The following is a 12,007-nucleotide window of genomic DNA, read 5'->3' on the forward strand; positions in this document are numbered from 1 at the left end:
TAGATGAAATTATACTGGAACAGTTATACAGTCATAAGACAAGCGTCAGGCTACGACACTAGACGGTTCCTTAACAGAAGAATAATTCACATTGTTCAAAAGTGATGCGAACCTACCTTATAACCCGAAAATCTAGAGAAGAAACACTATATAAATAACACATTCCTTACAAAACATTTACACAGCCTTCTCCGTATATTAATAAACTTCTAGTAGAGTAAAGTTGATTACAAATACAGGAGGTTGTTAATTGTTGAAGAAGATGAGTAAGACCATCGTACCCGTAGTAGCACTATCGGCAGCATTAATAGGTGGAGCCGTTTGGACTGGGAATTATTCAGCGAGTTCAGCTGACGAAGTGAAACAAGATGACGCGCCAGAGATCAAGAACGTCATATTCTTGATTGGAGATGGCATGGGGAGCTCCTATACATCCGCTTATCGTTACTTCAAAGATGATCCGACTACCCCTGAGATAGAGTTAACAGCGTTCGATCAACATCTAGTGGGACAACAAATGACGTATCCTGATGATGACGAAGAAACGATTACAGATTCAGCGTCTGCAGCCACGGCTATGTCGTCTGGTGTCAAAACATACAATAACGCAATTGCGGTAGATAAACAGAAAGAGCGTGTGCAAACTGTCCTTGAAGCGGCAAAAGAAGCAGGGAAATCGACTGGGCTCGTCGCTACTTCTGAAATTACACATGCCACCCCAGCCGCTTACGGTGCCCATAATGAAAGTAGAAAGAATATGGATGAGATTGCCGATGATTATTACAATGAACGCATCAATGGCGAGCATACAATCGATGTCCTTCTCGGCGGTGGGAAAAAACACTTTGTCAGAGAAGACTTGAGTCATGCACACTCATTTGAACTGGATGGCTATGGATATGTCACGACGAAAGAAGAATTAGTGGAAAATAAGAATGATAAAATACTGGGATTGTTCGCGGATGGCGGCATGCCCAAAATGATCGACCGTCCAGCAGAAACACCTTCGCTGGAAGAGATGACAGAAGCGGCGATTGAGCGATTGAAGAAAAACGAAGAAGGATTTTTCCTCATGGTTGAAGGCAGCCAAATCGACTGGGCGGGGCATGACAATGATATTGTCGGTGCGATGAGTGAAATGGAAGACTTCGAGAAAGCATTCCAGACAGCGATCGAATTTGCGGAACAAGATGAGCATACAATAGTCATTGCTACGGCGGATCATTCAACTGGAGGATTCTCCATAGGGGCGGATGGCGTATATAATTGGTCAGCTGATGCGATCAAAGCAGTGAAACGTACACCGGCATTCATTTCACAACAGATTGCAGACGGCAACGATGTAGAAGAGACATTGATACGCTACATTGACCAAGAAAGTTTTCCGTTAGAACAGAAAGAAATAGAAGCAGTTCAAGCGGCAGGTACAGAGGCCGGTGATATTGAAACGGCTATCAAACACATCATCGACACACGCTCCTATACGGGGTGGACAACCGGTGGACATACTGGTGAAGATGTACCTGTTTATGCATATGGACCGTCTAAAGAGCGCTTTACAGGTTTGTTAGATAATACCGATCATGCGAATATCATTTTTGACATGATTACGGGTAAGAAGTAAGTTTATGTATTATGGAATGAATGAAAAAAGCGCCTTCCTATCGTCAAGATGGGAAGGCGTTTACTTATGATTACTCGAAACTCCAATACTTCGAGTGCTGGCGGATAACAGCTTGAACAGCTTCTTCTTCATGAGGGAATAATGTCTCTACTGGTACATCAAAACCTTCCATGAACGGATCTTCTACATCGGTTTTTATTCCGCTTAAAGCTTCTACAATTGCTAATGAACAGAATGGAACGTAAGCTGCACTATATCCACCTTCGTGACATAATACTAAACGACCGTCACAATGCTTATCTGCAAGGTCTTTCATGAAATTAGCAAATCGTCTGAAACCATCCGATGTCACCATCATACGTGCCAAAGGATCAAAGAAGTTTGGATCTTGGCCGGCAGATACGATGATCAGCTCTGGCTTAAATTGATCAACAATCGGCCTTACAATCTTTTCAAACGCGTTCATATAACCAGCATTTCCTGTACCGGCAGGCAACGGAATATTCACGTTATACCCTTCACCTTTTCCTTCACCAGTATGCTCTACAAATCCGCGTCCAGCAGGGAATAAACGATCTTGATGGAGCGAAATGAACAATGTATTGTCATCTTCATAGAATGCTTGTTCGGTTCCGTTACCATGGTGTACGTCCCAATCAAGGACGAGTATGCGTTCTAAATTATACTTTCGTTTAGCATGTTTTGCAGCAATTGCCACATTATTAAATAAGCAGAACCCCATACCTTCTTGTGCTTCCGCGTGGTGACCAGGGGGCCTAGTTAATGCGTAAACATTTTGTACATCGCCATCCATAACAGAATCCACAGCCGTCATGGCCCCACCAGCAGATAAGAGGGCAATTTCATAAGAGCCTCTACCTACAATAGCGATTTGACCAGCATCGCCACCGTTTGCTGCACTTAGCTCTTGAACTTTATCAATATAACTTGGTAAGTGGAATAACTCAATATCTTCTCTAGTTGCACGTTTTGGAGCAATGGATTCTAGTTGGGGAGTCAAACCGCAAATATCCATCAGATTTTTGAAGCGTCTCTTTGTTTCTGGATCTTCACCGTACGTGTGGCTTTGTACATAGCCACCAGATGCTAAATGTAATGCACCCGATCCATTATCATGCCAGAAATAGCTTTCATCGTAAATAAATCCTGTTTTCTTCATTTGACTTCCTCCTCTTAACCTCTGTAATATTGGTGTTGTACTAATTATGCCGAATTATTAGATTAGTGTATATTACACAAAAGGATAACATTTCTACTCATTTTCAAAGAACGTCATGATGTAGTTGGTGACCAATTTATCGTAGTACTGGAGGAAATTATATGAATTTAGCGAAGAAGGATTATCAAAGTATTATTAATATAATTAATCAAACTCACTATGATTCCAATGTTATACAATCATCACTCTCCAAGTCATTTGCGTTACATCACTCATTATTGTGGCATGCGGATACAAAAGGTAATATGCATAATCTGAAATTCTATAATTTCGATGAACAGATGATGCTTGACTATACGGAAGTTCACTACACGAATGACGTTATGCATCCCCAAAAGCACTTATCTAAACTAGCGGATACTCAAGAAACAGTGTATAGAATAAAAGAAGTAACCACTCCTGGAGAACTGGACAAGTCATTGTACAATCAGTTTTTCGAAAGCCATCAAATAATTGATCAAATGGTCATGTACTTTGCGACATCCACTACCATATATGGCGGTATTGGCTTTGTGAGGTTTAAAGGGGATAAGCCTTTCACACGGAGGGATAAAGCTATACTACAAACACTTTCCGTACACCTGCAGCACGTAGTGAAGAATACATTAAACACACGGAAAGCTGAGACGAAGAATACTATGATCGATACAGTTGCTACACATCAAGCGAATCTCTCCAATAGAGAATTAGAAGTCTTCGAGTTAGTCACCAAAGGATATAGTAACCAAGAGATTGCGAATCAATTATGGATCACGATCAATACTGTAAAGAAACATCTACGAAATATGTATGAGAAGTACGAAGTCAATAGTCGAACAAGTTTGATTTATAAGTTGGAAGGATTGTCAAATACATGACGAGCTATATGAAAGCGCTATCCTGAATCTGAAGTAATAAAACGTCATAAACAAGAAGTTACAGCTCAAAACACGAGCTGTAACTTCTTTTTTTGTGCGCAAATATAAACAAATAAAAAATAAAAATAAAAAAGCAGTATCCTTTTTGAAAATACTCTCTATATGACTAATGAAAGAGAAAATAATCAGACAGGGGCGTGAGAATTTGAAACGACCAATCCAAGATGTCAGAATACCGTTTTCGCCAAAATTCGCAGCAGTGGTCGGCATTAACGAAGCATTATTTCTGCAACAATTGCATTATCGATTACAGATCTCAACCAATATCAATCAAGGCCATAAGTGGGTGTATAACACCTACAAGCAATGGACGGATGAGTTTCCTTGCTGGACGATTCATCTGATTAAACGGCTCATCACCAAACTTGAAAAAGAAGGATTGATCATTACATCCGAGTATAACAAAATGCCGATGGACAGAACGAAGTGGTATCGAATTGATTACGAAAAGCTGTCACAGCAAGGGGGTGGTTTTGTACCCTTCGAGCAGACGGAATCAGTCTACTCAGAAGAGCAAAACCGTCTGTCAGAGAAGAGCGTTTTGCTCCCAGCAATAACCAAAGAACTTAAACAAACGACAAAGAATACAAGAGCTAGCGAGAAAAATCTCGCCACTATTTCTTCTGTCATTGATTATTTAAACCAAAAAGCTTCTAAACGATTCAGGCATAATACGAATACGACGGTGGACCTTCTTCATGAGCGGATCGAAGAAGGCTACACACTGGCCGACTTTAAATTAGTGATCGATACGAAAGCAGCGCAATGGCTCCATCACCCACAATTTCGTCACTACTTACAACCATCCACATTATTCAAAGCAGAGAAATTTGAAAACTATTTGAATGAAGCCCCAGCTGAAATAGCTCGGTCGATTGTATTGGAAGCCTATGTATCACCCACATTAGATTTTGAAAAAGGAGAGAATGCATATGAGTTACGAACTTGCTGAAAAGAGCTTACTAGGTGCGATGTTTGAAGAAAATTATTTAATTCTCGATAGTCACATGCAAGCGAAATTTTTCCAGGGGCATGTTCATCAAATGATCTACATGGTCATGAGGGATTTGGCGCAGAAAGGAAAACCGGTAGACTATATTACCGTTATGACTGGAAGAGAACCAAGCGAGCTCGGAGGAGTCAATTACGTATATGGGCTCAAACGATTTGCGAATGTCGTACGTTTTGATGAATACGAAGAAATGCTTATCAACCAATGGAAAAAGCAAGAAACGGCACGAATTTTACAGCAAGCGATTGAACATGAGTGGAGCACGGATGACGTACTGCGTGCTTTAGGTGAACTAGAAGAACTCCGTAGCAGTAGAGAAGCGACAACTTTAACGGAACATCTACTCACACAATATGAAAGACCATTCAGACCGGATGAAACCAAGCCTGGCATCTCAACAGGACTTAGCGATTTGGATAAAATCTTGAACGGCTTCCAAAACTGTGAATATGTCATCGTCGCGGCTCGGCCATCGATGGGAAAAACGGACCTGCTTAACCATTTCGCACTACAGGCCAGCAAAGATGGACATATGCCGATCATCTTCTCACTTGAAATGAGCCGTAAATCGATGATTGATCGAATGATCGCTTCGACAGGTGAATACAATCGCTTACGAATGCGCAATCCGTATAAATATTTCACCGAACCACAAAAAGATCGATGGACATCCACGTTGAATCGCTTGAATGGTGGGGGGATCCATATTGACGACCAAAGCACGTTAACCGTTAGAAAAATTAAAGCAAAAGCACGGAATATCATTAAAACCAATCCGACAAAACGACCGATTATATTCATTGATTACTTACAAATCATTCGTTCTGAAGGCAATGTAAGCAATCAAACGGTAGCAATCGGACAGATCAGCAATGATTTAAAAGCAATGGCAAAAGAGTTCAACTGTCCAGTCGTCGTTTTATCGCAGCTATCAAGAGCATCTGAAATGCGGCATGATAAACATCCCGTCATGAGTGACTTGCGTGACTCAGGAAATATTGAACAAGACGCTGACGTCATCGCGCTTCTCCATCGTGAAGATTATTACGACAGAGATAAAGCACCGACAAATTTAATGGAAATTGAAATTGCTAAACACCGCAACGGACCGACCGGCACGATCACGACGATCTATAGCAAAGAAACCGGCAAGCTATACGATTTCGATCAAGACCACTACAAAAGGAGAGAAAACAGATGATCACTGTTCAAGACATGTTTGACTACGCACTAGAAATGGATTTATCCCACTTGGCCCACAGCATTTACTGGGCCTTACAAAAAGATCATGTGACATTCTACGACGACAGTAAAAAACTACAAGCCATCGAATTCGATGAAGTGGAAATTCAGCGAATGATGGAGAAAAACGAATTGAATTTCGGCACAGTTAAATTATTTGTGATCGACGGTCGTGATGACTGGTACGCCTTTTACCTAGCAGAACATTCACTGGATGCCTTCCGACTACATGAAGAATTATTTCGAGAAAAGCACCGCAATATCACACGAGCCGACCGACTGATGATCCCCTACATGACCTTTGCGGAAACCGGTGTCGAAGAATGCCTGTATGAGCATAGGAAAGAGATTATTACGTACCCAGCGTATGTGGGTCACGCCAAAGCGGGAGAGCGTGTGTTGTATATGGCGGAGGTGGGCGCATGACGCAAGAAGAACGGGGCGTACTGATCTTAGTGATTTGCCTGCGCTCGAATTATTCGATGCGTTATGTAGAGCAGATGGGGGACGACGAGTTGGCGGCGTTGTACGAGAGGATTGTAGCCGAGTGGTAAATGAAATCCGCTGCGTCATAGGCGGAAGTAAAAGTTATATGAATATAATTGAATCTAATTACCCATATATTTAGATAATTTAAAATGATACCTTATACATAAGGGTATTCCATAACCCTCCTAGGCTATCGCCACCAAAGGAGAATATAAGATGAAAATAGAAGAACTTAAGCACACCGATTGGATCAACAAAAACAAAATTATGGCGCTTAGCTTTGGACTGGCGGCAGGACTTGGACTCCTTGCTCAAATTCTACTTCAGTCATCGATAATTATTATTACATCGGTTGCCATTCCGTTCGTCGTCGCCATCCTTTTTTACGTATTTATGAACACATCCACTTTCATCGCGAAATACTTTCCGTACATTTTGGTCTTTTTAACATTTTGCATTTCCATGAGTCTAATACTCTTCTCGAGTGCGAACTTAGGGACGATCGGTGTAATCTATTTGGTCTTAGTATTAGGTGCCGTGCATGGGAAAATGCGTATTATTGGATTTGCCTACGTATTGAGTTTACTTGCATTACTCGTGAACAATAAATATTTTATATCACCTGAGATTATTATTGGAAGCGGTTCCAACTTGCTTCTTCTTCATTTTCTCACAACACTTTGTTTGTTTTTATTGGTTAGACAGAATGATCGAGTCTTTCAACATGTAGAAGAGCTATTAGCACTGACATCGCAGAAAGCCGAAGAGGAACAAGTGCTGTTTGAGGAGCTGGATACAGCGGTGACGAAAATCACGTCTAATCTAGCATTTATTCAAACGAATGCGGCCAGATCCACTACTTCTCAGCGTGAAATGTTAGAGGCGGTCAATGAAGTAAGTTCAGGCAGTCAACATCAAGCCGATCATATTGCGGAGATTGCGGAAAACGCAGAACAAACACATGAAGCGATTCAAGAGATCTCGACAGGACTTGTTGAACTTGGTGACAAAACGAACGACGCAGGGAGTAAAGCGGAAGCAGGAACTGCTCAAATGAATCGATTGAAAGACAGTCTGGATACATTTGCCGAATTCTTTACAGATTTGAATGATACATTCGGTATTCTTTCTAGTAAAATTGACGAGACAAATGCATTTGCCAGTTCGATTAAACAAATTACAGAGCAAACGAACTTATTGGCCTTAAATGCATCGATTGAAGCCGCACGTGCAGGCGAACACGGTAAAGGCTTTGCGGTTGTGGCGGATGAAATTCGTAAACTGGCGAGATTAACGGATGAGACACTTAAGAAAATCGACACGAATTTAGTGGAGTTAAATAGTACAAATACGATTGCGGTTGGAAAATTACACGAAGGCTTGAAGCAACTGACGATGCAAAACAGTGTGGCGGATGAATCCAGTGCATCCTTTGGTATGTTGCATCACGTCATGTCCACTTTGCAAAACGAGTTAGCTACATTCATCCGTGAATTTGATATCATTACTGGACGAACATTGACGATTCGTGAACGCACAGTAGAATTCGCTGCGGTAGTAGAGCAGAGTACGGCGGCAGTGGAAGAATTAAATGCCACGCTGACGGAATTGGCAGGGGAGCAAGAAGAAATTGCTAACTATATTCATGAAACACATGACGAAGCGATTGCCATTCGTAGAACATAATATGCATTTGCAAATTAACACCACAGCAGCACATAAAAGAAGTTACACTCGAAAACAAGAGATGTAACTTCTTTTGTCTGTAGTTTTCTCTTTCAATTAAAAGTAACTTCCCATATATAGAGACAATTCTTAAGATTACCATTAGTATTGTATCTGTAGGGTGGCTTTGTCGTTCATCAAAGCGACGTACATGTAAATGATTGTATCGTTAGAGGTGTATAAATGGGATTGTTTTTCACGGTTATTTTACCGATTATTTCAGTATTCATAGTAGGATTCATATTACAAAGAGTCAAAGGCTTACATATTAAATCAATTTCTTCACTTTCAATTTACATACTATCGCCAGCTCTTGTCTTTTCGTCTTTATATAAGGCCGATTTCAATGCGAGCTATATGACGATCCTGATTTATATGTTTGCACTTTTTTATGCGATGGTGTTACTCAATAAAATTATGGCGAAAATCTTTAAATGGAATAAAAAAGTAGAAAGTGCCTCGATCCTAGCTACAGGTTTCATGAATTCTGGAAACTACGGTTTACCAGTCGTGTTATTTAGTTTAGGAGAAAAAGCACTACCGTATGCCATATTCATCATGGTCATACAATCACTGCAAAATAATTTCTTTGGCGTCTATTATGCGTCACGCAGTACGAGTGGCATCGGTCGATCCATCAAAATGGTCTTCAAAATGCCGACAACGTATGCTGCAATTTTCGCTTTCGTTTTTCAGTATTTCCACATTACGGTGCCGGAATCCATTATGTCTACGACGTCCATGGTCGGGGACGCTGCGATTCCGGTCATGATGATTATGCTAGGTATGCAACTAGGATCGGTTATTCGTAAGAAGCCAAATTGGCAAGTGGTCATTTCAGGCGTTGTCTTGAAAATGGTCATTGCACCAATACTTGCGTTTATTTTCGTGCTGTTCGTAGGAATGGATCCCCTAGTAGGGACGGTCCTCATCATTATTTCCGCAATGCCTACAGCGGCCACAACGACGATGTATGCGATTGAATTTGATACCGAGCCGGAACTGGTTTCCATGATCACGTTAATTTCTACGCTACTGAGTATTATCACGTTAAGTATTTTGTTGAATGTCATTATTTGAACGAACTAGCGGTCAATAGATTTATAAAATCCCAAAATAAAAAGAAGTTGGAGCCGGAACTGGCTTCAGCTTCTATTTCGTTGAGATTAACTTCAGTTATGACTTTGGCAAATTAATTGTAAAGGTTGTCCCTTTGCCAATCTCAGTATTTAGTAATAAGTTTCCACTATGATCTCTAATGATTTTTTCACAGATCAACAACCCTAACCCAGTTCCATCTACTTTTGACGACACGAAGGGGTCACCTATTTGACTTAGAATTTCGTCTGGGATACCATTACCATTATCGGAAACATCGATTGTAACGTGATCAAGATCATCTTTCACAATAAGCATGATTGTTCCAGTTTCCATAGCCTCAATCGCATTTTTGATTAAGTTAATAAACACTTGTCTTATTTTCAGTTCATCGCCAAAAATCGTCATCTGGTCGTTATCCGATGTCACGTGCATATTAATCGCTTTCATGTCCATATCCGATTCCATCTGAACCTTAACAACTTCGATTAATTCTGAAATATTGATCACCTTTTGATTGACCACATGTGTTTCAGCTAAGGATAAAAATTTAGATGCTGTTTGTTCTATTTCTGTTAACCCATTTTTGATACCATCAAATTGTGCTTGACTAGCTGCACTACGATCACTAGCAGTGAGATCCAACAATTGTAAACGCCCTTGAACAACAGTAAGAGAGTTGCGAAGTTCGTGTGCAATGATGGAAGCCAATTTTCCAGTGATGTCTAATTTATCTCTACGGATATCATGGTTTCGTAGTTCATTTTCAAACTTGAGTTGTTTTGAAACTCCTTTAAAATGAACAGGCTCTTTTTTATATAAATGCGAAGGTAAGAAATTAGTGTCTGTCATATGGTATTCATGCGTTTGCAAAAGTTCAATTAAGAGTGAACCAGATAAAGATAAACTATCATACGCACATACATTGATGTAATTCCTTGTGATATTCGCTACTCTAGAGAAAAAGTCATCAAAATTTTGTTCATGTAAAGCTACAGAAGGAATCAATGTTTTTATATTTTGAGGCCGCCATGTCACTAAGCCCCACCCGCGGAGAACATTTCCTTCTATAATATGCGGATCAAAAAAGTCATTTAAATTCTTTAAAACAGCTTCTGCATTAAAGTTATCATGCGTTTCATATGCCATATCGGTATCGACAAAATAAATATGATCCATTTGCTCTTCCGTATAACCCGCATTTCGAAGATTCTCCTTAACGGCAGCGAAACTCGTGGGTTGATCGACATATAAAATGATGTGGTTTTTATCCAATCCTTCAGCTACATAGGAAGTAGCATGTTCTATATACATGCTACGATCTGTGTACGTATACACCACATGGCCTACTAGTAAAGACTCTATGCCTTTAGTAAGTTCCATTTTTCTATTAGCATCGATTGAATGTGTAATATAAAAAACTCCTCTCTGTATAACAACTATAATTATAACATCTTATTTACTATAACGACCTATAATTTTGTAAACTTTTAGTATATTTAGTGTATTTTGCGAAAGGACGAGTACTGAAGCACGCTTTACATGTAAATATATAGTTCCAATGTAGTGCTTTTAATTCAAGCAATTACCTGTTTATAAAAAACTTTTATCTTAAGTTCATAAAATGGTTTACATGCACGATATATGGGGTATCGTAAGCAAAATAAGTCCATAAACTAGAAAGTAGGTGCCTTATGCTAAAATTATCAAACGAAGCATTGCTCGAAGCCTATGAGCGCACAGAGGAAATACGTGTAGAGCCAGCATTTATTGAGCTACTTAAAGAAGAAATACAACGTCGTGGTATATAGATGCCGTGGCGTTTTTTTATTGACGAATAGATCGAGTGTGTTGAACGAGGGGAAGTGCGCTCTTTTAAGGATATGCCCTCCATTACTTTCATTACATAATAAGAAAAGCTACGATACATAGAGGACAAATCTAGAAAAAGATTGGAGGGAGTAGCATACGAAATCGTCAATTTGAAATATTGCTGTATTTATTGAAAGTGAAAAAAGTAACCCATAAAGAATTGTCCGAGATGTTTGAAGTGAGTGTCAAAACGATTCAACGAGATGTGGATAAGTTATCTATGATGGGCGTACCCGTAACGTGTAAACAAGGAAATCAAGGTGGAATCTATATAGAAGAGAGCTACAAGTTAACCGAAAGCTTCTTCACAAATGAAGACTTGCAAACCATCACCATTGCATTGTCGATGTACGATAGCATCTCTTCAAACCGCAATAAAGATCAGGTCATGAAAAAACTGGCTCTTATTTCCCCGGAGTTGATTGATTTATTGGAGACGGATGCAAATGATTATTTCGTTGTGGATTTTGCAGGAGAAAAAATAGACATGACCGAAAGCGTTTATAAGAAAATCAATCATTGCTTGGATGAAGAAGTGTTACTTGCCATCACATGCGGCGGTGAACAGATCCTGGTCGCGCCCATAAGTTATGTATTACGGCCGGAAGGGTTATACCTATATGCTCACGACGAGGACTATCTATTGGTTGAAATCTCTGCAATTAAAAAAGCGCAGTGTACGGACATAGAATTTGAAAGAACATTTATTCCTTACAAAGAAAATACACAGTTCATTTTCAAATAAGACATTAGGTGTCCTATTACGATTGGTATAGTTATTTTCGGAG

Annotated in this window: 12 protein-coding genes; 10 read left to right on the top strand and 2 right to left on the bottom strand. The window is 39.9% G+C overall.

Going from position 1 to position 12,007, the window contains the following annotated elements:
• Positions 1-250: 250 nt before the first annotated feature.
• Positions 251-1,624, top strand: a complete 1,374-nt coding sequence (locus CSV68_RS12375; protein WP_369823507.1) for an alkaline phosphatase — start codon at positions 251-253, stop codon at positions 1,622-1,624.
• Positions 1,625-1,694: 70 nt separating this feature from the next.
• Here the strand turns inward: CSV68_RS12375 and CSV68_RS12380 are convergent, their stop codons facing one another.
• Entirely contained in the window at positions 1,695-2,804 is a 1,110-nt protein-coding gene (locus tag CSV68_RS12380; protein WP_099633994.1) for a class II histone deacetylase, read from the bottom strand.
• A gap of 161 nt (positions 2,805-2,965) precedes the next feature.
• Here CSV68_RS12380 and CSV68_RS12385 point away from each other — a divergent pair, with 161 nt between their 5' ends.
• The 7 genes from CSV68_RS12385 (at position 2,966) to CSV68_RS12410 (ending at position 9,329) form a co-directional block, all read left to right on the top strand.
• The gene (locus CSV68_RS12385; protein WP_099633995.1) at positions 2,966-3,721 is read left to right on the top strand and encodes a helix-turn-helix domain-containing protein; all 756 of its coding nucleotides are present in this window, start codon (positions 2,966-2,968) and stop codon (positions 3,719-3,721) included.
• A 205-nt stretch (positions 3,722-3,926) separates the two neighbouring features.
• Entirely contained in the window at positions 3,927-4,733 is an 807-nt protein-coding gene (locus CSV68_RS12390; protein ID WP_158233521.1) for a conserved phage C-terminal domain-containing protein, read from the top strand.
• Positions 4,714-5,994 (top strand): replicative DNA helicase, encoded by a 1,281-nt coding sequence (locus CSV68_RS12395; RefSeq protein ID WP_158233522.1) that lies wholly within the window; start codon positions 4,714-4,716, stop codon positions 5,992-5,994. The genes CSV68_RS12390 and CSV68_RS12395 overlap by 20 nt, the downstream gene beginning before the upstream one ends.
• The gene (locus tag CSV68_RS12400; protein ID WP_099662282.1) at positions 5,991-6,461 is read left to right on the top strand and encodes a hypothetical protein; all 471 of its coding nucleotides are present in this window, start codon (positions 5,991-5,993) and stop codon (positions 6,459-6,461) included. Before CSV68_RS12395 ends, CSV68_RS12400 begins: the two co-directional genes overlap by 4 nt.
• Complete coding sequence (locus tag CSV68_RS17550) at positions 6,458-6,589, top strand: hypothetical protein (RefSeq protein WP_255397623.1); 132 nt, start codon at positions 6,458-6,460, stop codon at positions 6,587-6,589. Before CSV68_RS12400 ends, CSV68_RS17550 begins: the two co-directional genes overlap by 4 nt.
• A 151-nt stretch (positions 6,590-6,740) precedes the next feature.
• Positions 6,741-8,210, top strand: a complete 1,470-nt coding sequence (locus CSV68_RS12405) for a methyl-accepting chemotaxis protein (protein ID WP_099662283.1) — start codon at positions 6,741-6,743, stop codon at positions 8,208-8,210.
• A gap of 222 nt (positions 8,211-8,432) precedes the next feature.
• Positions 8,433-9,329 (top strand): AEC family transporter, encoded by an 897-nt coding sequence (locus CSV68_RS12410; protein ID WP_099634000.1) that lies wholly within the window; start codon positions 8,433-8,435, stop codon positions 9,327-9,329.
• 96 nt (positions 9,330-9,425) lie between these two features.
• Here the strand turns inward: CSV68_RS12410 and CSV68_RS12415 are convergent, their stop codons facing one another.
• Positions 9,426-10,685: an ATP-binding protein gene (locus CSV68_RS12415; RefSeq protein WP_158233523.1), complete on the bottom strand. Its 1,260-nt coding sequence runs from the start codon at positions 10,683-10,685 to the stop codon at positions 9,426-9,428.
• A 356-nt stretch (positions 10,686-11,041) separates the two neighbouring features.
• Here CSV68_RS12415 and sda point away from each other — a divergent pair, with 356 nt between their 5' ends.
• Together sda and CSV68_RS12425 are read left to right on the top strand one after the other, a co-directional pair.
• The gene (gene sda, locus CSV68_RS12420; RefSeq protein WP_099634002.1) at positions 11,042-11,158 is read left to right on the top strand and encodes a sporulation histidine kinase inhibitor Sda; all 117 of its coding nucleotides are present in this window, start codon (positions 11,042-11,044) and stop codon (positions 11,156-11,158) included.
• A 176-nt stretch (positions 11,159-11,334) separates the two neighbouring features.
• Positions 11,335-11,964 carry a helix-turn-helix transcriptional regulator gene (locus CSV68_RS12425; protein ID WP_255407206.1) on the top strand — a complete coding sequence of 210 codons (630 nt, stop codon included), beginning with the start codon at positions 11,335-11,337 and terminating at the stop codon, positions 11,962-11,964.
• The last annotated feature ends 43 nt before the right edge of the window (positions 11,965-12,007 follow it).

This window comes from Sporosarcina sp. P29, from assembly GCF_002743265.1.
Classification (GTDB): Bacteria; Bacillota; Bacilli; order Bacillales_A; family Planococcaceae; genus Sporosarcina.